This window comes from Bradyrhizobium sp. S3.3.6 (genome assembly GCF_040546905.1).
Lineage (GTDB): Bacteria > Pseudomonadota > Alphaproteobacteria > Rhizobiales > Xanthobacteraceae > Bradyrhizobium > Bradyrhizobium cytisi.
The window spans coordinates 1-21,070 of record NZ_JBEPOT010000024.1 but is presented as its reverse complement, the minus strand read 5'-3'; the positions used below and the strand labels follow the sequence as shown (position 1 = coordinate 21,070).

The following is a 21,070-nucleotide window of genomic DNA, read 5'->3' as shown; positions in this document are numbered from 1 at the left end:
GTCGCGCGTACAGACCCGATCCTGTTCGACCCCGGGGGGCTGGGGGCTGAGGAATCCGGAACCGAAAGGACCGGGTCAACGCACAGAGGTCTTTTCGCAGTGCAGGGCGGCGGGCGGTGGGCGGAAAAGCGGCGATCCTGTGATTCCTGCTAACGATCCCGTGACGGTTTGCCGCTGAGGAGTTCCACCGTTGCATGTGTCATGATTCGCAACCGGTCCGCGAGATAAGCCACGGTCCTTCAAGAGCGCTCCAAAAGAGCCCTTCAAGAGCCTCTTGCGGCGGGGAACAGTTGGCGCAATCATGCCATTGTCATGATCCGCGGCTCCGGGGACGGTCTTCGCGGAGGCGGGTCGTGCTGATGCGACAGGAGGCGCTGCATGAGCTTGACGCCGGAGGATGCCGATCCGAGCGAGCAGCGCGCAGTGGCGCGCCCCGCCGCTGCGAATGCCCAACTGAGCCGGGTGACGTTCAACCGGCTCGAGTTGAGCCGAATTCTCAATCTCTACGGCCGCATGGTCGCCGACGGCGAGTGGCGCGACTATGCCATCGACTTCCTGAAGGACCGCGCGGTGTTCTCGGTCTATCGCCGCGCCTCCGAAGTGCCGATCTACCGCATCGAGAAAGATCCGCGACTGGCCCGCAAGCAGGGCATGTACAGCGTGATCGCGGCGACCGGCCTGATCCTGCGCCGCGGCCACGAGCTCGACCGCGTGCTGCTGGTGATCGACCGGAAACTGGCGGTGGTGTAGCCACACCAACGCTGCAGTAGGGTGGGCAAAGGCGCAAAGCGCCGTGCCCACCATCTCTCCTCAATCGCCGCGGTGGGCACGCTACGCTTTGCCTACCCTACGAGTCCGGGTTATTTCGCCGGCACGGTGCTCGCGCCCTCGCCGAGGTCGCGCTGCATCATCACGGTATCCAGCCAGCGGCCGAACTTCAGGCCGACATTCGGGTGCGTGCCGATCATCTTGAAGCCGCCTCTGGTATGCACGCCGATCGAGCCGGCATTGGCGGAATCGCCGATGACCGCGATCATCTGGCGGAAGCCGCGCGCCTCGCATTCGATGATCAGCCGCTCCAGCAGCAGCGCGCCGATGCCGCGGCGGTGGAAGGCGGGATCGAGATAGATCGAGTTCTCGACCGTGAAGCGGTAGGCCGGGCGGGGCCGGTAGGCGCCGGCATAGGCGTAGCCGGCAACGCGGCCGTCGAGGACGGCGACGAAATAGGGATAGCCGCCGTCGACCAGCGTGCAATAGCGGCGCATCATCTCGGCGAGGTCAGGCGGCTCGATCTCGAACGTCGCGGTGCCCTCGCGGACGGCCTGCTGATAGATGGCGGTAATGGCGGGAAGGTCGGCCTCGGTTGTGGGCCTGATATCGGGTGTGGACATGGGCGAAGATTAGAGCGTTCGTGCGGCGGCTGGAAGAGGCAACGGTGTTTCCACGCACTCCGTCATTGCGAGGAGCCCTTGCGACGAAGCAATCCAGAAATGCATCCGCGGGGGGTCTGGATTGCTTCGCTTCGCTCGCAATGACGGTGTTTGTGGGGACAGCTCGGCCCCAAACAAAAACCCCGGCCTCGCGGCCGGGGTTCGGATCCGTTCTCTCAGGTCTGGCGCTTAGTCGCGCTGGCCGAGGAGCTGCAGCAGCAGCGTGAACAGGTTGATGAAGTTCAGGTACAGCGACAGCGCACCGGAGATCGCCGCGCGCTCGGCGATGTCGCCGCCGGCCGAAGCGTAGCCGTAGATGTAGTCGTTCTTCAGCCGCTGCGTATCCCAGGCGGTGAGGCCCGCGAACACCAGCACACCGACCACCGACACGATGAACTGCAGCGCCGTGCTGGCCAGGAACAGGTTCACCAGGCTCGCGATGATGATGCCGATCAGGCCCATGAACAGGAACGAGCCCATGCCGCTCATGTCACGCTTGGTGGTGTAGCCGTAGAGGCTCAGCGCGCCGAAGGTCGCCGCGGTGATGAAGAACACCCGCACGATCGAGGTGTGCGTGTACACCAGGAAGATCGAGGACAGCGAGATGCCCATCAGCGCCGAGAACACCCAGAACAGGATCTGGGCGGTCGAGGGGGCGAGACGGTTGATGCCAGCCGAGATCACGAACACCATGGCGAGCGGCGCCAGCATGAACAGCCACTTCAGCGGGCTCACGAACATCGCGTAGCCGAACGGCGTCAGGAACAGCTTGCCGACGCGGACGGCTTCCGCGGTCGGAACGTCGGTCACGGCAGCCATGTAGACGCCGAGTGCGGCGAGGCCAGTGATGGCGAGGCCAATGCTCATGTAGTTGTAGATGCGCAGCATATAGGCGCGCAGACCGGCATCGACCGTCGCGGCGTCAACACGCCCGGCGGCCCTGCCGAAAGGAGAAGCGTAATTGCGGTCTAGGTCCGACATGGTCGAATTCCCGTTGGTTGGCCCGGTCCGGCATGAGGGTCGCCATGCCGCCGGTTCGTCAAACTCTATCTCGGATACCGATGTCTGCCGACATTAAATTTGGCTAACAATCGGGGCTCCGAACCCATCCGATATGTGGGAAACTAACACATTCGGTGCAACCGTCCACGCGCGGCCGAATGTCGCCCTTGGCGCGCAATCCTGACGAGCAGACGTGGTTAAGCGCGGGGAATCGCGCGATTCCGGTCCGGCGCAGCCTCCCGCTACCTTTTGTCACAAATTGCGCAACACCGTGGCAGGCTTTTTGTTCAACGCCAGCAGCGTGCCGGCGAGCCCGAGCCCGACGGTGACGATCAGGGCGGCGGCCACCACGCCGGCCGCGCTGCCGGCCTGCCAGACGAAGGTCAGCGTCATCAGCCGGGTTACGATCATCCAGGCCGCGATGCTGCCGGCGATCACGCCGAATACGGCGGTGGCGAGCCCGATCAGGAGATATTCGAGCGCATAAGCGCCGAGCAGCCGCAGCCGCGTGGCGCCCAGCGTCTTCAGGATCACCGCGTCATAGACCCGATGGCGGTGACCGGCGGCGAGCGCGCCGCCCAGCACCAGGATCGCCGAGATCAGGGTCACGGCGCTGGCGCCGCGGATCGCGAGCGCGAGGTTGGTCACGACCGCGCCGACCGTCTCCATCACCTCGCGCACGCGCACGCTCGTCACCATCGGATAGGCATCCGCCACCTGCTTGATGATCTTGCCGTCGCCGGTCGCATCGCCGCCGGCTTCGGTCAGCGTCGCGATGTGGGTATGCGGCGCGCCCTTGAAGGCGTTCGGCGAGAACACCAGCACGAAATTGATGCCGAGCCCCTGCCAGTCGATGGTGCGGAGATTGCCGATTTTCGCCGGGATGTCGCGGCCGAGCACGTTGACCACGACCTCGTCGCCGAGCTTGAGGCCGAGGCCGTCGGCGATCTTCTTCTCCATCGAGACCAGCGGCGGGCCGGAATAGTCGGCGCCCCACCATTCGCCCTCGACCACCTTGGAGCCCTTCGGCAGCTCGCCGGTGTAGGTCAGGCCACGGTCACTCTGCAGCACCCATTCGGAATCGGTGGTGGGCTTGAGGTCCTCGGCGCGGACGCCGCGCGCACCGACGATGCGCCCGCGCAGCATCGGCACGTCCTCGACCTTCGCGCCAGGGGCGATCTGGCGCAGATAATCGTCGAACGGTGCGGCCTGGGTGCTCGGAATGTCGATGAAGTAGAAGGACGGGGCATGGTCCGGGAGCGCCGCCAAAAACTGCCGGCGCAGATTGCCGTCGATCTGGGTGATGGTGACGAGCACGGCAAGGCCGAGACCGAGCGAGAGCACGACCGAGGGCGTCAGTGCGCCCGGCCGGTGGATGTTGGCGATCGCAAGCCGCAGCATGGTGAAGCGCGTGCGCGGCAGCCGTCGCGCGATGGCCATCAGCACGGCGGCGACACCGCGCAGCACTGCGAACACGACGACGGAGGAGGCCACGAACACCGCCGCGATGCGCTTGTCGAAGGACAGGCCGATCACGACCGCAACCAGCAGCGCGACGACGACGCCCATGAAAGCGAGGTAGCTCCACCGCGGCCGATGCCATTCGGCAGCGATGGTGTCGCGGAACAGCGCGGCGACCGGCACGTCGTGCACGCGTCCAAGCGGCCACAGGCCGAAGGCGAGCGCGGTCAAAAGGCCGTAGACAAAGGACAGCGCGAGCTCGCCGGCATGCACGGCCGGCACCACCGGCAGCGGCAACAGCTTGCCGAACAGGCCGACGATGGCAAACGGCATCGCCGCGCCGAGCGCCAGGCCAATCACCGAACCGATCCCGGCGAGCAGGACGACCTGCGCGAGATAGATGCCGAACACGTCGCGCCCCGTGGCGCCAACGGCCTTGAGGGCCGCGATCACCTCGAGCCGGCGGTCGATATGGCTCTTCACCGCGTTGGCGACGCCGACGCCGCCCACCAAAAGCGCAGCGAGCCCGACCAGGGTCAGGAATTGCGTGAAGCGGCCGATATTGCGCTCGAGCTGTGGCGAGGCGTTGGAGCGGCTGCGGACTTCCCAGCCGGCCTGCGGCGCCGCGTTGCGCGCGTCCGCAATGAAGGCATCGGTGGCACGGTCGCTGTTGGCGCTATCCGGCAGCTTCACCCGGTAGACCCAGCGCACCAGGCTGCCGGGCTGGATCAGGCCGGTGGCGCGCAGGGCGGCCTCGCTGATCAGGAAGCGCGGGCCGAAACCGATGCCGCCGGCGAGCTTATCGGGCTCGGCCTCGACGCTGCTGCGGATCTGGAAGGTCGCGGAGCCGATGGTGACGCGGTCGCCGATCTTGAGGGAGAGACGCGCAAGAAGCGTCGGATCGGCGGCGGCGCCAAAGGCGCCGTCGCGCTCCGCGAGCAGCTCGGTCAGCGGCAGTTGCGGCGCCAGCGTGAGTTGGCCGAGCATCGGGTAGGTATCGTCGACCGCCTTCATCTCGACCAGCGCCAGCTTGCCCTCGGCCGAGCGCGCCATGCCGCGCAGGGTGGAGGCCACGGAGACGGTGCCGCGCGAGCGCAGGAAGGCAACTTCCTCGGGCTTGGCCTCGCGCTGGAACAGCACGAAGGAGACGTCGCCGCCGAGCAGCGTGCGCCCCTCGCGCGCGAGGCCGTCGCTCAGGCTCGCCGACACCGAGCCGACGCCGGCGATCGCCATCACGCCGAGCGCGATGCAGGCGATGAAGACGTAGAAGCCGCGCAGGCCCCCGCGCAATTCGCGCAGCGCGTAGCGCAGCGACAGTGCGACGCCGTTCGGCTTCGCAATCGGTTCGACAGCAATGCTCATGCTTTGGTCGTCTGCGTGTCGATGCGGCCCGAGCGCAGGCGGATCACGCGATCGCAGCGATGCGCGAGCGAGGAATCGTGCGTGACCAGCACCAGCGTCATGCCGCGCTCGGCATGCTTGGTGAAGAGCAGATCGATGATCTGCTTTCCCGTGGTCTCGTCGAGATTGCCGGTCGGCTCGTCGGCGACGAGGATGGCGGGATCGGGTGCCAGCGCGCGCGCAAGCGCCACGCGTTGCTGCTCGCCGCCGGAGAGCTGCGTTGGATAATGATGCAGGCGATCACCGAGCCCGACGGATTGCAGCTCCTCGGCTGCGCGCTTGTTGGCATCGGGATTGCCGGCGAGCTCGAGCGGCACGGCGACGTTCTCCAGCGCCGTCATGGTCGGGATCAGATGGAAGGACTGGAAGACGATGCCGACCTGGCGGCCGCGGAAGCGGGCCAGCGCGTCCTCGTCGAGGGCATTGAAAGGCGTGCCGTTGACCACCACCTCTCCGCTATCAGGACGCTCCAGCCCCGCCATCACCATCAGCAGCGTGGATTTGCCCGAGCCTGACGGGCCGATCAGGCCGATCGTCTCCCCCGAGCCGACGCGCAGGCTGATATCCTTGAGGATGTGAACGCGTGCCGCCCCCGATCCCAATGAGAGATTGACGTTGGAGATGGCGATGGTGTCCGGCGCGGTGCCGGCGAGCGAAGAGGATTCGATGCGACTGTCCATGGTCCGGTCATATGGCAACTCCGCACGCGCGGTCGAGAGGCGTTACGGATTCTTCATGCACATAGCCGTGTTGATGCTCGCTTTGATGACGGTCGTGAACCCGGCTTGGGCAGAAGCGACCAAGCCGATCAAGCTTGTTGTTTTGGGCGATTCCTTGAGTGCCGGTCTCGGCCTTCCGGCCCAGGACGCGTTTCCGGCCAGGCTGCAAAAAGCCTTGCAAGCCAAAGGTATAGCCGTGGACATGACCAACGCAGGCGTGTCCGGCGACACCTCGTCGGGGGGCCGCGACCGGCTCGACTGGTCGGTGCCCGACGGAACCGAGGGCGTCATCGTCGAGCTCGGCGCCAATGACGCGCTGCGCGGCATCGACCCCGGCTTGACGCGCGCGGCGCTGACCGACATCGTCGGGCGTCTCAAGGCGCGCAAGATCGCCGTGTTGCTGTGTGGGATGCAGGCGCCGCCGAATTTGGGCGCGGATTATGGCGCGCGCTTCAATTCGATTTATCCGGATCTGGCGAAACAGTTCGACGTGCCGCTCTATCCGTTCTTCCTTGACGGTGTCGCGGCCGACGCCAAGCTCAACCAGGCCGACGGCATTCACCCGACTGCCGAAGGCGTCGACATCATCGTCGACAACATGCTGCCCACGGTAGAGGCATTCCTGCGCACGATCGGCGAGCAACGCCGCTGAAAAGCAGGCAGCGCCAACCCTGACAACCAGGGTTTTCCCGGTGTAGCCTCGGGCACTCTTCGCAGAGTCACACAACTGCGATAGGAATTGAAGTACAGATGATTCGTCGCCGGCTCTAAAATTTGGATATGATCCTTACCCTCGGATCATGCCCAAGCATCGGGAGTGCGAAACGATGCCGCGTTTGTTCACTGGTCTGGAAATCCCGGCCGAGGTCTGCCAGACGCTTTCCAATTTGCGAGGTGGCCTTCCAGGCGCCCGCTGGATCGATCCCGAAAATTATCACGTCACCCTGCGCTTCATCGGCGATATCGACGGCGTCTCCGCCAACGAGATCGCATCGATGCTGTTTCGCGTCGACCGCAAGCCTTTCGAAGTGAAAGTGCAGGGCTTGCAAAGCTTCGGCGGCCGCAAGCCGCGCGCGGTGGTTGCCACCATCGCGCCGAGCAAGCCGCTGATGGAGTTGCAGGCCGAGCTCGAGCGCCTGATGCAGCGGATCGGCCTCGATCCCGAAGGGCGCAAATTCATTCCGCATGTCACGCTGGCCCGGCTGCATGACGCCACCGACCGCGACGTCGCCGACTATCTGTCGCTACGCGGCTATTTTCCAAGCAAGGCGTTCACGGCCGAGCGGTTCGTGCTGTTCTCGTCCCGCGCGTCGACCGGCGGCGGCCCGTATGTGGTCGAGGACGCCTACGAGCTGTGCGAGTAAGGTCTTCACCTCGGCGCGCTATCGCAGCGGCGCCACGCCCGATCGGTTGATGTCGGTCTTCGCAAAGTCCTCGCCTTTGAACAGCAATGGTTCGCTGCGGGTGATGGCCAGCGCGTACGAAAAGCAGTCACCGTAGTTGAGCGACGCGGCGTGACGCCCCTTCCCGTAGCGCCGCCACGCGCGCCGTGCTGCATCGGCTTGTCCGGCATCGACCGACACGATCTCGGCGCCGATCTTGACGAGCCAAAGGTCGAACTCGCGGCCACCCGCATCGCCCAGTCGCGTCTCGATCACCATAGTTGCTTCAAGTACGGTTGCCGCGGAGATCAGGCGGATCGGATCATCCACGATCAGTCGCTCAATATCTGCTGCATCGTCTTCGTTGAGCGCGATTGCCACGATCGCCGACGTATCAATCACCATCAGCGCGGCAATCCATGCTCGTCATATCCGAGAATTTCCTCGGGCGTGCGGTCATCCACGACTCGCATTTCGCTCCAGCGTCGCCTGATCTCGGCCATGTCCTGCAGTAACGCGTCTTTGTGAGTTTGACCGCCCAGCCGGCGTAATCGCTCCTCAATGGCGCGCCTGGTTGCTGTCGTGATGTTCTCGCCGGTCAATTGCGCCAGGCTCCGGGCCAATTGCTCCGTTTCGGGGTCCTTGATGCTAAGTGCCATGCTGAGGTTCCTTGGTTCCTCAATAGGTATATTCTAGCCCAGTTGAGCGCAACAATAGATCCGTTCGGCGGACCCAACAGACCTGCAGGTAGGTCCTTCTCCTCCGCGCCATCTGCCCGCGAAGGACGGGACGCATAAGCCGTTGCGCCAATACGCAGTTGCAATTTCCGCCGGTCTCTGGCGGTAAAGAGCGATGCTCTCCACGCCCAGTTCCTCCTTCAGCGAAGTCTATCAAACCCAGATTGCCTCCGGCGCGATCGAGCCCGACGCTGCACAGGCCGAGGTGGCCGAGGCCTATGCGGCGCTCGACCTCAGGCTCGCGAGCTACAAGCCGCCGCGCAAGCAGGGGCTGCTCGCCCGCCTGTTCAACGGCGGCGACAAGGACGAGGCGCCGCGCGGGCTCTACGTCCATGGCGAGGTCGGCCGCGGCAAGACCATGCTGATGGATCTGTTCTTCCAGCACTCGACCGTCGAGCACAAGCGGCGCGCGCATTTCCACGAATTCATGGCGGACGTGCATGAGCGCATCTACGACTATCGCCAGAGCATCGCGCGTGGCGAGACCGCCGACGGCGACGTCATCGCGCTGACCGCGCATGCGATCTTCGAGGAGAGCTGGCTGCTCTGCTTCGACGAGTTCCACGTCACCGACATTGCGGACGCGATGATCCTCGGCCGCCTGTTCGCAAAGCTGTTCGAGCTCGGCACCGTCGTGGTCGCGACCTCCAACGTCGCGCCCGACGATCTCTACAAGGGCGGCCTGAACCGCGCGCTGTTCCTGCCCTTCATCAAGCAGATCACCGACCACATGGACGTGCGGCGGCTCGACGCGCGCACCGATTTCCGGCTCGAGAAACTTCAGGGCGTGCCGATGTGGCTGACGCCGGCGGACGGCGACGCCCACGCCGCGCTCGACCGCGCCTGGTCGAAGATGACCGGCAACGCCAAATGCAAGTCGCGCGACATTTCGATCAAGGGCCGCATCCTGCACGTGCCGTGCTCGGCCCATGGCGTGGCGCGCTTTGCCTTCGCCGATCTCTGCGAGAAGCCGCTGGGCGCATCCGACTACCTCAGACTGGCGCACGACTATCACACCATCCTGGTCGACCATATTCCAGTGATGGACTTTTCCCAGCGCAACGCGGCCAAGCGCTTCATCACGCTGATCGACACGCTCTATGACAATGCCGTGAAGCTGATGGCCTCGGCCGATGCCAACCCGATCTCGCTCTACCTCGCCGATGAGGGCAACGAGGCCAACGAGTTCAAGCGGACCGCGTCGCGCCTGATCGAGATGAGCTCGGAATCCTATCTGGCGCTGCCTCACGGCCGCAAGGATTCCGCCGCCAGCGGCTCGACCAAGGGCCTGGTGGAGACTTAAGTCCTATCCTCGCCGCCGCCTCCAGCCGGTGTCATTCCGGGGCGCGACGAAGTCGCGAGCTATGGTGCGCAATCGCGCACCCGAGAATCCATCGTGCCACCAACTCTGCCGCCCAATGGATTCCGGGCCTGCGCTTGTCGGCGCATCCCGGAATGACGGACGGGGTATGCTGGCTGCAATCTCGGCAAGCCCGACAATTGAGCATCCGGCGACTTGAACGGCGGAAGCGAAAGGGATAACCACCCATTCAGTTTTTCCTCCTCACGTGTCTAAAGGACAGGTTCACATGGCGCGCGACAAGATTGCTTTGATTGGCTCCGGCCAGATCGGCGGAACGCTGGCTCACCTCATCGGCCTGAAAGAACTGGGCGACGTCGTGATGTTCGACATCGCCGAGGGCGTGCCACAGGGCAAGGCGCTGGATATCGCGCAGTCCTCGCCGGTCGACGGTTTTGACGCGCACTACACCGGCGCCAACTCCTACGAAGCGCTCGACAACGCCAAGGTCTGCATCGTCACTGCCGGCGTGCCACGCAAGCCCGGCATGAGCCGCGACGACCTCCTCTCCATCAACCTCAAGGTCATGGAGCAGGTCGGTGCCGGCATCAAGAAGTACGCCCCCGACGCGTTCGTCATCTGCATCACCAACCCGCTCGACGCGATGGTCTGGGCGCTGCAGAAGGCCTCCGGCCTGCCGCACAAGAAGGTCGTCGGCATGGCCGGCGTGCTCGACTCGTCGCGCTTCCGCTACTTCCTGGCCGACGAGTTCAACGTCTCCGTTGAAGACGTCACCGCCTTCGTGCTCGGCGGCCATGGCGACACCATGGTGCCGCTGGTGAAGTACTCGACCGTTGCCGGCATCCCGCTGCCCGACCTCGTCAAGATGGGCTGGACCTCGCAGGCGCGCCTCGACGAGATCGTCGACCGCACCCGCAACGGCGGCGCCGAGATCGTCAATTTGCTCAAGACCGGCTCGGCCTTCTACGCGCCGGCGGCCTCCGCAATCGCGATGGCCGAGAGCTATCTGCGCGACAAGAAGCGCGTGCTGGCCTCGGCGGCGTACCTGAACGGCGAATACGGCGTGAAGGACATGTATGTTGGCGTCCCCGTCGTGATCGGCGCCAAGGGCGTCGAGCGCGTCGTCGAAATCGAGCTCACAGGCAAGGACCGCGAGGCCTTCGACAAGTCAGTCGGCGCGGTGCAGGGCCTCGTCGATGCCTGCAAGAAGATCGCACCCGATCTTCTCGGCCGCTAAGGGCCAACCAATCCCGCCGAAGATCGAAACCCGGTCTTCGGCGGTTTCATTTCCGGGCCCCGGCTGCAACTCTTGGTGAAGGCTGGCGGGTTCCGGTTCCGCGATTTCGATGTCATAGAATCCGGGTTGCAGTTCCTGTGGTATATGGTATGCCAGCCACAAGACTGAGGTGGGCCCCTAGGGGTCTCCGCCCGCGGGTTCAGGGAGCGACCATATGAATATCCATGAATATCAGGCCAAAGCGCTGCTGAGCGAGTTCGGCGTAGCGATCTCGAAGGGCGTTCCGGTCCTGAAGGCCGCTGACGCGGAAGCCGCCGCCAAGGCCCTTCCGGGCCCGGTCTGGGTGGTGAAGAGCCAGATCCATGCCGGCGGCCGCGGCAAGGGCAAGTTCAAGGAAGCCTCGGCCGGCGACAAGGGCGGCGTCCGCATCGCCAAGTCGGCCGCCGAGGTCACCGAATTCGCCAAGCAGATGCTCGGCGCCACCCTCGTCACGATCCAGACCGGCGCCGCCGGCAAGCAGGTCAACCGCCTCTACATCGAGGACGGCTCCGACATCGAGAAGGAATTCTATCTCTCGATCCTGGTCGACCGCGAGACCTCCCGCGTCTCGTTCGTGGTCTCGACCGAGGGCGGCGTCAACATCGAGGACGTCGCGCACAATAGCCCTGAGAAGATCGTGACCTTCTCGGTCGATCCCGCGACCGGCATCATGGGCCATCACGGCCGCACCGTTGCCAACGCGCTGAAGCTTTCCGGCGATCTCGCCAAGCAGGCCGAGAAGCTCACCGCGCAGCTCTATGCGGCCTTCGTCGCCAAGGACATGTCGATGCTGGAGATCAACCCGCTCGTCGTGACCAAGCAGGGCCAGCTCCGCGTGCTCGACGCCAAGGTGTCGTTCGACGACAATTCGCTGTTCCGTCATCCCGATGTGCTCGCGCTGCGCGACGAGACCGAGGAAGACGCCAAGGAAATCGAGGCGTCCAAGTACGACCTCAACTACGTCACCCTCGACGGCAATATCGGCTGCATGGTCAACGGCGCCGGTCTCGCCATGGCGACGATGGACATCATCAAGCTCTACGGCATGGCGCCGGCGAACTTCCTCGACGTCGGCGGCAGCGCCAGCAAGGAGAAGGTGGCGGCCGCGTTCAAGATCATCACCGCGGATCCCAACGTGAAGGGCATCCTGGTCAACATCTTCGGTGGTATCATGAAGTGCGACGTGATCGCCGAGGGCGTCACCGCCGCCGTGCGTGAGGTCGGCCTCAGCGTGCCGCTGGTGGTTCGTCTCGAAGGCACCAATGTCGAGCTCGGCAAGAAGATCATCCGTGAATCCGGCCTGAACGTGGTGCCGGCCGACAATCTCGACGACGCCGCGCAGAAGATCGTGAAGGCCGTCAAGGGAGGCTAAGGCCATGACCCAGGACCATCTCTCCGCATCAGCCCCACTTGCAGAGCATGCGCGTCTCGCCGCGTTCGCCGGTGAATGGAACGGCGAAGAGGTGGTCTTTCCGTCGCGCTGGATGGAAGGCGGGCCGGCGACCTCGCGCATCGTGGCGCGCATGGATCTCAATGGCTTCTATCTGATCCAGGACTCGGTGCAGATGCGTGAGGGCAAGCAGAGCTTCGCCACTCACGGCCTCTTCACCTGGGACCGCGACGACCGGACCTACAAGCTGTTCTGGTACGATTCACTCGGCTACACGCCGCCCTCGCCCGCCTCCGGCGGGTGGGTCGGTAAGACCCTGACGCTGGTGCGCGGCTCGCTCCGCGGCAATGCGCGCCACGTCTACGAGATCATCGACGACAATTCCTACTCGTTGAAGATCCAGTTCTCGCCGGACGCGGAAGGCTGGGCTGACGTGCTCACCGGCGTCTACCGCCGCATCCACTGACCTCTCACTCGTTAGTTTCGCGAAAGCAGACCTCATGTCCATCCTGATCGACAAGAACACCAAGGTCATCTGCCAGGGCTTTACCGGCAAGAACGGTACCTTCCACTCGGAGGCCGCGATTGCCTATGGCACCAAGATGGTCGGCGGCACCTCGCCGGGCAAAGGCGGCGCGACCCATCTGGGCCTGCCGGTGTTCGACACCGTGCGCGAGGCGCGCGAGAAGACCGGCGCCGACGCCTCGGTGATCTACGTGCCGCCGCCGGGTGCCGCGGACGCGATCTGCGAAGCCATCGACGCCGAGATCCCGCTGATCGTCTGCATCACCGAAGGTATCCCGGTCATCGACATGGTCCGGGTGAAGCGCTCGCTGGCCGGCTCCAAGTCGCGCCTGATCGGGCCGAACTGCCCGGGCGTCATGACCGCCGGCGAGTGCAAGATCGGCATCATGCCCGCCAACATCTTCAAGACCGGCTCGGTCGGCATCGTCTCCCGCTCGGGCACGCTGACCTATGAAGCCGTGTTCCAGACCTCCCAGGAAGGCCTCGGCCAGACCACTGCGGTCGGCATTGGCGGCGACCCGGTCAAGGGCACCGAGTTCATCGACGTCCTGGAAATGCTGCTGGCCGACCCCAAGACCGAATCGATCATCATGATCGGCGAGATCGGCGGCTCCGCCGAGGAAGACGCCGCCCAGTTCCTCAAGGACGAGGCCAAGCGCGGCCGCAAGAAGCCGATGGTCGGTTTCATCGCCGGCGTGACCGCACCTCCCGGCCGCCGCATGGGCCATGCCGGCGCGATCATCTCCGGTGGCAAGGGCGATGCCGGCTCCAAGACCGACGCGATGAAATCCGCAGGGATTACAGTGTCGCCGTCTCCGGCGCGTCTTGGCCACACGCTTGCCGAAAAGTTGAAAGGCTAATTCACTCCTTCGTGCTTTTCCGGGCGAAGTTTCGCAGCAAATAGGATAAATGGTGCCTGTCGCGCTGAGCCCCTGCCGGGGAGCTCAGCGTGAGCGCCGTTTGTTATGCGCGAACCGAAATCGCCAGGAACTCAAGTATGTCTCGCCAAGACGCGAACGCAGCCTTTGCCCTCTCGTCCTTTTTGCAGGGCACCAACGCCACCTACATCGACGAAATCTACGCCCGCTACGAGAAGGACCCGTCCTCGGTCGACGCCGAGTGGCAGGAGTTCTTCAAGAGCCTCAACGACCAGCCCGCTGTCGTCCGCAAGAACGCCGAAGGCCCGTCCTGGGAACGCGCCAACTGGCCGCTGACCCCGAAGGACGACCTGACCTCCGCGCTCGACGGCAACTGGGCCGAGGTCGAGAAGGCGATCGGCACCAAGATCGCCGCCAAGGCGCAAGCCAAGGGGGCTGACAAGGGCGCGGATGTCTCTTCCCCAGATGTGCTCCAGGCCACGCGCGATTCGGTCCGCGCGCTGATGCTGATCCGCTCCTACCGCATGCGCGGTCACTTCCACGCCAAGCTCGATCCGCTCGGCATCGAAGCCCCGCGCAACCGCGAAGAGCTCGATCCCCGCACCTACGGCTTCAGCGAGGCCGATTTCGACCGCAAGATCTTCCTCGATCACGTGCTCGGTCTCGAATACGCCAACTTGCGTGAGATCACCGCGATCTGCGAGCGCACCTACTGCCAGACGCTCGGCGTCGAGTTCATGCACATCAGCAATGCCGCCCAGAAGGCCTGGATCCAGGAGCGCATCGAGGGTCCGGACAAGGAAATCTCCTTCACCCGCGAAGGCCGTCGCGCCATCCTGATGAAGCTGGTCGAAGCCGAAGGCTTCGAGAAATTCTGCGATACCAAGTTCACCGGCACCAAGCGCTTCGGCCTCGATGGCGCTGAATCGCTGATCCCCGCGCTCGAGCAGATCATCAAGCGCGGCGGCAATCTCGGCGTGAAGGAAGTCGTGGTCGGCATGCCGCATCGCGGCCGCCTCAACGTGCTGACGCAGGTGATGGGCAAGGCCCATCGCGCGCTGTTCCATGAATTCAAGGGCGGCTCGGCCAATCCCGACGCCGTCGAAGGCTCGGGCGACGTCAAGTACCACCTCGGCGCGTCCTCGGACCGCGAGTTCGACGGCAACCGCATCCATCTGTCGCTGACCGCGAACCCCTCGCATCTCGAGATCGTCGATCCCGTCGTGCTCGGAAAAGTTCGCGCCAAGCAGGACCAGCACGGCGATCCGCCGGACCAGCGCATCTCGGTGATGCCGCTGCTCATGCATGGCGACGCCGCGTTCGCCGGCCAGGGCGTGGTCGCGGAATGTTTTGGTCTGTCGGACCTGAAGGGCTACCGCACCGGCGGTTCCGTGCACTTCATCGTCAACAACCAGATCGGCTTCACCACCTATCCGCGCTATTCGCGCTCCTCGCCTTACCCGTCGGACGTGGCGAAGATGATCGACGCGCCGATCTTCCACGTGAACGGCGACGATCCGGAAGCCGTAGTGTTCGCGGCCAAGGTCGCGACCGAGTTCCGGCAGAAATTCCACAAGCCCGTCGTCATCGACATGTTCTGCTACCGCAGGCATGGCCACAACGAAGGCGACGAGCCGGCGTTCACCCAGCCGGTGATGTACAAGAAGATCGCGGCTCATCCGACGACGCTGGAGCTCTACGCCCGCCGCCTGATCGGCGAAGGCGTGATGACCGAGGGCGAGGTCGACAAGGCCAAGGCCGACTGGCGCGCGCGGCTCGATGCAGAGTTCGAGGCCGGCACCTCCTACAAGCCGAACAAGGCCGACTGGCTCGACGGCAAGTGGGCCGGGTTCAAGATCGCGGACCAGGAAGAGGATGCGCGGCGCGGCGTCACCGGCGTCGACGTCAGCGCGCTGAAGGATATCGGCCGCAAGATCACCAAGGTGCCGGACGGTTTCCGCGTTCACCGCACCATCCAGCGGTTTCTCGAGAACCGCTCGAAGGCGATCGACACCGGCGCCGGCATCGACTGGGCAACCGGCGAGGCGTTGGCGTTCTGCACGCTGCTCAACGAGAATCACCACGTGCGCCTGTCAGGCCAGGATTCGGAGCGCGGCACTTTCTCGCAGCGCCACTCGGTCCTGATCGACCAGGAGGACGAGAGCCGTTACACGCCGTACAACCATCTCGGCCACGAGCAGGGCCATTACGAGGTCATCAACTCGCTGCTGTCGGAAGAAGCCGTGCTCGGCTTCGAATACGGTTATTCACTGGCCGAGCCGAACACGCTGACCCTGTGGGAAGCCCAGTTCGGCGATTTCGCCAACGGTGCGCAGGTCGTGTTCGACCAGTTCATCTCCTCGGGTGAACGCAAATGGCTGCGCATGTCCGGTCTCGTCTGCCTGTTGCCGCACGGCTATGAGGGCCAGGGGCCGGAGCACTCCTCGGCGCGTCTGGAGCGTTATCTGCAGATGTGCGCGGAAGACAACATGCAGGTAGTCTATCCGACCACGCCCGCGAACTACTTCCACGTGCTGCGCCGCCAGCTTCATCGCGAGATCCGCAAGCCGCTGATCGTGATGACGCCAAAGTCGCTGCTGCGCCACAAGCGCGCGGTGTCGCGTCTGGAGGAGCTCGCGAAGGGAACGACGTTCCACCGCATCCTTTATGATGACGCCCAGATGCAGCCGAGCGAGGCCAACAAGCTCGTTCCGGACGACAAGATCCGCCGGATCGTGCTGTGCTCGGGCAAGGTCTATTACGACCTCTACGAGGAGCGCGAGAAGCGCGGCATCGACGACATCTACCTGATGCGCGTCGAGCAGCTCTATCCGGTGCCGCTGAAGGCGCTGGTGGCGGAGCTGTCCCGCTTCAAGAAGGCCGAAGTGATCTGGTGCCAGGAAGAGCCGCGCAATATGGGCGCGTGGCACTTCATCGAGCCCTATCTGGAATGGGTGCTGAACCAGGTGAACGGCGTGAGCCGGCGTCCGCGGTATGTCGGCCGCGCCGCTTCCGCCGCGACCGCCACTGGTCTGATGTCCAAGCATCAGGCGCAGTTGAAGGCGTTCCTGGACGAAGCATTGAGCTAAGAAGTTTTCAAGACGTCGTCATGCCCCGCCCAGTGCGCAATCGCGCACAAGGGCGGGGCATCCAGTATTCCGCGGCGCTCGTTTTAATCACGAAAGTCTCGGCGTACTGGATTGCCCGCCCCCGTGCGCAAGCGCGCACAAGGCGGGCAATGACGTATGAAATTCACGACCGCATTGGCGATCCCTTAAGGAAAAGACCATGACTGAAATTCGTGTGCCGACGCTCGGCGAATCCGTCACCGAGGCCACCATCGGCCGCTGGTTCAAGAAGGCCGGCGATCCCGTCGCCGTCGACGAGCCCTTGGTGGAGCTCGAGACCGACAAGGTCACCATCGAGGTCCCGGCGCCCTCCGCCGGCACGCTGAGCGAGATCATCGCCGCTGACGGTACGACCGTTGCGGTCGGCGCGCTGCTCGGCCAGATCACCGAAGGTGCCGCCGGTGCAAAGCCGGCTGCTGCTCCCGCCAAGGCCGCCGCCGCTGCTCCGGCGCCTGCTGCTGCGGCTCCCGCTCCGGCTGCGAAGGCGCCGCCGGCCGATGCGCCGCTCGCCCCGTCCGTGCGAAAACTCTCCGCCGAGACCGGCGTCGATGCCTCGACCGTTCCGGGCTCGGGCAAGGATGGCCGCGTCACCAAGGGCGACATGCTCGCCGCGATCGAGCGTGCGGCGTCTGCGCCGACCCCGGTCAACCAGCCCGCCGCCGCCGTGCAGGTGCGCAGCGCCTCGCCGGCCGACGACGCCGCCCGCGAAGAGCGCGTCAAGATGACCCGCCTGCGCCAGACCATCGCGCGCCGCCTCAAGGACGTGCAGAACACCGCGGCCATGCTGACGACCTTCAACGAGGTCGACATGACCAACGTCATGGCGCTGCGGGCCCACTACAAGGATGCGTTCGAGAAGAAGCACGGCTCGAAGCTCGGCTTCATGGGCTTCTTCACCAAGGCCGTCGTGCAGGCGCTGAAGGACATCCCGGCCGTCAACGCCGAGATCGACGGCACCGACCTGATCTACAAGAACTATTATCACATCGGCGTCGCCGTCGGCACCGACAAGGGTCTCGTCGTGCCGGTCGTGCGCGATTGCGACAACAAGTCGATTGCCGACATCGAGAAGGGCATCGCCGATTTCGGTCGCCGCGCCCGTGACGGCCAGCTCAAGATCGACGAGATGCAGGGCGGCACCTTCACCATCACCAATGGCGGCATCTACGGCTCGCTGATGTCGACCCCGATCCTGAACGCGCCGCAGTCCGGCATTCTCGGCATGCACAAGATCCAGGATCGCCCGATGGTCGTCGGCGGCAAGGTCGAGGTCCGCCCGATGATGTATCTGGCGCTGTCCTACGATCACCGCGTCATCGACGGCAAGGAAGCCGTGACCTTCCTGGTTCGCGTCAAGGAGAGCCTGGAAGATCCGGCGCGCCTGGTGCTGGACCTCTGATCCCCGATGCTCTGCCAGCGCCGTCGCCGCTTTGCGCGACGGCGTGTGTCGAACCATGGAGGCGCGCGTGACCGATAAAATCGTTGTCATCACCGGCGGCAGCCGCGGCATCGGGCGGGCGACCGCGCTTGCGGCAGCCGCGCGCGGCTACCGCGTCGTGGTCGGCTATGCCAGCAACAGGAAGGCCGCCGACGAGGTCGTCGCCGCGATCATGGCCGGCAACGGCAAGGCCATCGCGGTGAAATGCGATGTCGGCGAGGAAAGCGATATCGTCGACCTGTTCAAGCAAGCCGACCAGTTCGGCACGCTTGCCGCACTTGTCAACAATGGCGGCATCGTCGGCAAGAGCGGCGTGCGCGTCGACGAGATGTCGGCCGAGCGCATCCAGCGCGTCATGGCGGTCAACGTTACCGGGTCCATCCTCTGTGCGCGCGAAGCGGTGAAGCGGATGTCGACTAGGCATGGCGGCAAGGGTGGCGTCATCGTCAATCTGTCATCGGTTGCTGCCAAGCTCGGTGCACCGAACACTTACGTCGACTATGCCGCGTCCAAGGGCGCGATCGATTCCTTCACCATCGGTCTCGGCTATGAGGTCGCCAGCGAAGGCATCCGCGTCGCCGGTATTCGCCCCGGCCTGATCGATACCGAAATCCACGCCTCCGGCGGCGAGCCGGACCGGCACCACCGCCTGGCCCATCTGGTGCCGATGAAGCGCGTCGGCACCGCTGATGAAATCGCCAATGCCATCGTCTGGCTGATGTCGGACGATGCCTCCTACGTCACCTCAGCCATTTTCGATGTGTCCGGCGGACGCTGACGCGCCGCGCGGACGCTGACACATCCTCATCACGCTAAACTTACGGGACTTTCTCTCATGGCACCCTACGATCTCGTCGTCATCGGCACCGGACCGGGCGGTTATGTCTGCGCGGTGCGCGCCAGCCAGCTCGGCATGAAGGTCGCCGTGGTCGAAAAGGACGCAACGCTCGGCGGCACCTGCCTCAATGTCGGCTGCATGCCGTCGAAGGCGCTGCTGCACGCCTCCGAGATGTTCGAGGAAGCCGGGCACTCCTTTGCCAAGATGGGCGTGTCCGTCTCCACGCCGAAGCTCGAGCTGCCGGCGATGATGAACTTCAAGCAGCAGGGCATCGACGGCAACGTCAAGGGCGTCGAGTTCTTGATGAAGAAGAACAAGGTCGACGTGCTCAAGGGCACCGGCAAGATTTTGGGCACCGGCAAGGTCGAAGTCTCCGCCGACGGCAAGTCGCAGGTGATCGAGACCAGGAACATCGTGATTGCCACCGGTTCGGACATCGCGCGCCTCAAGGGCATCGAGATCGACGAGAAGCGCATCGTGTCGTCGACCGGCGCGTTGTCGCTGGACAAGGTCCCGGGCAAGCTTCTCATCGTCGGCGCCGGTGTGATCGGGCTCGAGCTCGGCTCGGTCTGGAAGCGGCTCGGTGCCGAGGTCGTTGTCGTTGAATTTCTGGACCGCATCCTGCCCGGCATGGACGGCGAGATCGCCAAGCAATTCCAGCGCATCCTCGAGAAGCAGGGCTTTGCGTTCAAGCTCGGTGCCAAGGTCACCGCGGTCGACACCTCAGGCAAGACGCTGAAGGCGACCATCGAGCCGGCGGCCGGCGGCGCCGCCGAGACGCTCGAAGCCGACGTCGTGCTCGTCTGCATCGGCCGCGTGCCCTACACCGACGGGCTCGGCCTGAAGGAAGCCGGCGTCGCGCTCGATCCCCGTGGCCGCGTGCAGATCGATCCGCATTTCGCCACCAGCCTGAAGGGGGTCTATGCCATCGGCGACGTCGTCGCCGGCCCGATGCTCGCACATAAGGCCGAGGATGAAGGCGTAGCCGTTGCGGAGATCATTGCGGGCCAGGCCGGTCACGTGAACTACGACGTTATTCCAGGCGTCGTGTATACCACCCCGGAAGTGTCCTGCGTCGGCAAGACCGAGGAAGAGCTGAAGCAGGCCGGCGTGGCTTATACGGTCGGGAAGTTTCCCTTTACCGCCAACGGCCGCTCCAAGGTCAATCAGACCACTGACGGTTTTGTGAAGATCCTCGCGGATGCGAAGACCGATCGCGTGCTCGGCGTGCACATCATCGGCATCGAGGCCGGCGAAATGATCCATGAAGCCTGCGTTCTCATGGAGTTTGGCGGCAGTGCGGAGGATCTCGCCCGCACCTGCCATGCGCATCCGACCCGCTCGGAAGCCATCAAGGAAGCCGCGCTTGCAGTCGGCAAGCGGGCCATCCATATGTAGGTTCGCCCAGAGCCGAATCGGGCGGGAAACATATGCTGCGCCGCCTTCTTCAACCGGTCTGGGTCCTGCTGGCGATCATCTTTTTGATCGAAGCCTGGCTGTGGGACCATTGCGAGCCGATCGTTGCGCGGGTTGTCGCGCTGATCCCGCTCGCCCGGTTCAAGGACTGGCTTTCGGAGCGCGTCGACGCGCTCTCCCCGGCGATGACGTTGATCGTCTTCGTCGTCCCGATCATCCCGCTGTTTCCGCTCAAGCTGGTCGGCCTGTGGCTGCTCACACATGAATACTGGACCAGCGCGCTCTTCACGATCCTGTTTGCCAAGATGCTCGGCGTCGGCGTCACCGCCTTCGTGTTCGACGTCACGCGCGACAAGCTTCTGGAGATGCACTGGTTCGAGCGGCTCTACGAGCTGGTGCTGAAGCTGCGCGCCAAGGCCGCCGAGATCGTCGATCCGGTCAAGCGGCGCATCAAGGAGCTCGTCAGAGGCAACGGCGAAGGCTGGTCCTCGCGCACGCTCCGCCTGATCCAGCGCTTCCGCAAGAGCGTGCACGAAGCGCGGTAGCCGTTCGCCACACACTCACTGTCGTTGCCCGCCTTGTGCGCACTTGCGCACTGGGGCGGGCGATCCAGTATTCCAGAGACAGCGAGATTAGCGCGTTAGCCCATCTGACTGAATCGTTGGGGATTCACAAATCAGCGTTTTGGTGATTCAAGCTACCCGCCGGGACGGGAGGCCGGCGGGCAT

19 protein-coding genes are annotated in these 21,070 nt (G+C 64.6%); 13 read left to right on the top strand and 6 right to left on the bottom strand.

From position 1 onward, the window contains the following. The first annotated feature begins 378 nt into the window (after positions 1-378). A complete protein-coding gene (locus ABID59_RS36780; protein ID WP_148755112.1) occupies positions 379-750 on the top strand; it encodes a DUF2794 domain-containing protein in 372 nt (123 codons plus the stop codon). A 110-nt stretch (positions 751-860) separates the two neighbouring features. Here ABID59_RS36780 and ABID59_RS36775 read toward each other — a convergent pair whose 3' ends face one another. The 4 genes from ABID59_RS36775 to ABID59_RS36760 form a co-directional block, all read right to left on the bottom strand. Further along, entirely contained in the window at positions 861-1,391 is a 531-nt protein-coding gene (locus tag ABID59_RS36775; RefSeq protein ID WP_354086593.1) for a GNAT family N-acetyltransferase, read from the bottom strand. Between the two features lie 228 nt (positions 1,392-1,619). Next, positions 1,620-2,411 (bottom strand): Bax inhibitor-1/YccA family protein, encoded by a 792-nt coding sequence (locus tag ABID59_RS36770; RefSeq protein WP_148755114.1) that lies wholly within the window; start codon positions 2,409-2,411, stop codon positions 1,620-1,622. A 273-nt stretch (positions 2,412-2,684) separates the two neighbouring features. Continuing rightward, complete coding sequence (locus ABID59_RS36765; RefSeq protein WP_354086592.1) at positions 2,685-5,255, bottom strand: ABC transporter permease; 2,571 nt, start codon at positions 5,253-5,255, stop codon at positions 2,685-2,687. Then, positions 5,252-5,974 (bottom strand): ABC transporter ATP-binding protein, encoded by a 723-nt coding sequence (locus ABID59_RS36760; protein ID WP_148755116.1) that lies wholly within the window; start codon positions 5,972-5,974, stop codon positions 5,252-5,254. The genes ABID59_RS36765 and ABID59_RS36760 overlap by 4 nt, the downstream gene beginning before the upstream one ends. A gap of 55 nt (positions 5,975-6,029) precedes the next feature. On the opposite strand from ABID59_RS36760, the gene ABID59_RS36755 reads away from it, so the two are divergent. Continuing rightward, positions 6,030-6,665, top strand: coding sequence for an arylesterase (locus tag ABID59_RS36755; RefSeq protein WP_187435309.1), 636 nt, complete (start codon positions 6,030-6,032; stop codon positions 6,663-6,665). A gap of 175 nt (positions 6,666-6,840) precedes the next feature. Further along, positions 6,841-7,377: an RNA 2',3'-cyclic phosphodiesterase gene (gene thpR / locus ABID59_RS36750; protein ID WP_148755117.1), complete on the top strand. Its 537-nt coding sequence runs from the start codon at positions 6,841-6,843 to the stop codon at positions 7,375-7,377. A gap of 18 nt (positions 7,378-7,395) precedes the next feature. Here the strand turns inward: thpR and ABID59_RS36745 are convergent, their stop codons facing one another. Together ABID59_RS36745 and ABID59_RS36740 are read right to left on the bottom strand one after the other, a co-directional pair. After that, positions 7,396-7,800: a type II toxin-antitoxin system VapC family toxin gene (locus ABID59_RS36745; protein ID WP_148755118.1), complete on the bottom strand. Its 405-nt coding sequence runs from the start codon at positions 7,798-7,800 to the stop codon at positions 7,396-7,398. Beyond that, positions 7,800-8,054, bottom strand: a complete 255-nt coding sequence (locus tag ABID59_RS36740; RefSeq protein ID WP_148755119.1) for a type II toxin-antitoxin system VapB family antitoxin — start codon at positions 8,052-8,054, stop codon at positions 7,800-7,802. Before ABID59_RS36740 ends, ABID59_RS36745 begins: the two co-directional genes overlap by 1 nt. A gap of 193 nt (positions 8,055-8,247) precedes the next feature. Between ABID59_RS36740 and zapE the strand changes: the two genes are divergently transcribed. The 10 genes from zapE to ABID59_RS36690 all read left to right on the top strand — a co-directional run bounded on the left by zapE (position 8,248) and on the right by ABID59_RS36690 (position 20,887). Beyond that, positions 8,248-9,435: a cell division protein ZapE gene (gene zapE, locus ABID59_RS36735; protein ID WP_354086591.1), complete on the top strand. Its 1,188-nt coding sequence runs from the start codon at positions 8,248-8,250 to the stop codon at positions 9,433-9,435. A 286-nt stretch (positions 9,436-9,721) separates the two neighbouring features. Further along, entirely contained in the window at positions 9,722-10,690 is a 969-nt protein-coding gene (gene mdh / locus ABID59_RS36730; protein WP_063980412.1) for a malate dehydrogenase, read from the top strand. A gap of 214 nt (positions 10,691-10,904) precedes the next feature. After that, the gene (sucC, locus tag ABID59_RS36725) at positions 10,905-12,101 is read left to right on the top strand and encodes an ADP-forming succinate--CoA ligase subunit beta (protein ID WP_148755122.1); all 1,197 of its coding nucleotides are present in this window, start codon (positions 10,905-10,907) and stop codon (positions 12,099-12,101) included. A gap of 4 nt (positions 12,102-12,105) precedes the next feature. Then, positions 12,106-12,585 (top strand): DUF1579 family protein, encoded by a 480-nt coding sequence (locus ABID59_RS36720; RefSeq protein WP_148755123.1) that lies wholly within the window; start codon positions 12,106-12,108, stop codon positions 12,583-12,585. Between the two features lie 34 nt (positions 12,586-12,619). Further along, positions 12,620-13,504, top strand: coding sequence for a succinate--CoA ligase subunit alpha (gene sucD / locus ABID59_RS36715; RefSeq protein ID WP_148755124.1), 885 nt, complete (start codon positions 12,620-12,622; stop codon positions 13,502-13,504). 137 nt (positions 13,505-13,641) lie between these two features. Then, a complete protein-coding gene (locus ABID59_RS36710; RefSeq protein WP_354086590.1) occupies positions 13,642-16,611 on the top strand; it encodes a 2-oxoglutarate dehydrogenase E1 component in 2,970 nt (989 codons plus the stop codon). Between the two features lie 199 nt (positions 16,612-16,810). Continuing rightward, positions 16,811-18,049 (top strand): 2-oxoglutarate dehydrogenase complex dihydrolipoyllysine-residue succinyltransferase, encoded by a 1,239-nt coding sequence (gene odhB, locus ABID59_RS36705; RefSeq protein WP_354031118.1) that lies wholly within the window; start codon positions 16,811-16,813, stop codon positions 18,047-18,049. Between the two features lie 55 nt (positions 18,050-18,104). Then, a complete protein-coding gene (locus ABID59_RS36700; protein WP_502916859.1) occupies positions 18,105-18,866 on the top strand; it encodes an SDR family oxidoreductase in 762 nt (253 codons plus the stop codon). A 57-nt stretch (positions 18,867-18,923) separates the two neighbouring features. Next, a complete protein-coding gene (gene lpdA / locus ABID59_RS36695; protein ID WP_354086588.1) occupies positions 18,924-20,324 on the top strand; it encodes a dihydrolipoyl dehydrogenase in 1,401 nt (466 codons plus the stop codon). Between the two features lie 32 nt (positions 20,325-20,356). Beyond that, a complete protein-coding gene (locus ABID59_RS36690) occupies positions 20,357-20,887 on the top strand; it encodes a hypothetical protein (protein WP_354086587.1) in 531 nt (176 codons plus the stop codon). The last annotated feature ends 183 nt before the right edge of the window (positions 20,888-21,070 follow it).

Coding starts and splice junctions, on each gene's coding strand:
- ABID59_RS36780 (WP_148755112.1), top strand. CDS start 379: ATGAGCTTGACGCCGGAGGATGCCGATCCGAGCGAGCAGCGCGCAGTG.
- ABID59_RS36775 (WP_354086593.1), bottom strand. CDS start 1,391: ATGTCCACACCCGATATCAGGCCCACAACCGAGGCCGACCTTCCCGCC.
- ABID59_RS36770 (WP_148755114.1), bottom strand. CDS start 2,411: ATGTCGGACCTAGACCGCAATTACGCTTCTCCTTTCGGCAGGGCCGCC.
- ABID59_RS36765 (WP_354086592.1), bottom strand. CDS start 5,255: ATGAGCATTGCTGTCGAACCGATTGCGAAGCCGAACGGCGTCGCACTG.
- ABID59_RS36760 (WP_148755116.1), bottom strand. CDS start 5,974: ATGGACAGTCGCATCGAATCCTCTTCGCTCGCCGGCACCGCGCCGGAC.
- ABID59_RS36755 (WP_187435309.1), top strand. CDS start 6,030: ATGCACATAGCCGTGTTGATGCTCGCTTTGATGACGGTCGTGAACCCG.
- thpR (WP_148755117.1), top strand. CDS start 6,841: ATGCCGCGTTTGTTCACTGGTCTGGAAATCCCGGCCGAGGTCTGCCAG.
- ABID59_RS36745 (WP_148755118.1), bottom strand. CDS start 7,800: ATGGTGATTGATACGTCGGCGATCGTGGCAATCGCGCTCAACGAAGAC.
- ABID59_RS36740 (WP_148755119.1), bottom strand. CDS start 8,054: ATGGCACTTAGCATCAAGGACCCCGAAACGGAGCAATTGGCCCGGAGC.
- zapE (WP_354086591.1), top strand. CDS start 8,248: ATGCTCTCCACGCCCAGTTCCTCCTTCAGCGAAGTCTATCAAACCCAG.
- mdh (WP_063980412.1), top strand. CDS start 9,722: ATGGCGCGCGACAAGATTGCTTTGATTGGCTCCGGCCAGATCGGCGGA.
- sucC (WP_148755122.1), top strand. CDS start 10,905: ATGAATATCCATGAATATCAGGCCAAAGCGCTGCTGAGCGAGTTCGGC.
- ABID59_RS36720 (WP_148755123.1), top strand. CDS start 12,106: ATGACCCAGGACCATCTCTCCGCATCAGCCCCACTTGCAGAGCATGCG.
- sucD (WP_148755124.1), top strand. CDS start 12,620: ATGTCCATCCTGATCGACAAGAACACCAAGGTCATCTGCCAGGGCTTT.
- ABID59_RS36710 (WP_354086590.1), top strand. CDS start 13,642: ATGTCTCGCCAAGACGCGAACGCAGCCTTTGCCCTCTCGTCCTTTTTG.
- odhB (WP_354031118.1), top strand. CDS start 16,811: ATGACTGAAATTCGTGTGCCGACGCTCGGCGAATCCGTCACCGAGGCC.
- ABID59_RS36700 (WP_502916859.1), top strand. CDS start 18,105: ATGGAGGCGCGCGTGACCGATAAAATCGTTGTCATCACCGGCGGCAGC.
- lpdA (WP_354086588.1), top strand. CDS start 18,924: ATGGCACCCTACGATCTCGTCGTCATCGGCACCGGACCGGGCGGTTAT.
- ABID59_RS36690 (WP_354086587.1), top strand. CDS start 20,357: ATGCTGCGCCGCCTTCTTCAACCGGTCTGGGTCCTGCTGGCGATCATC.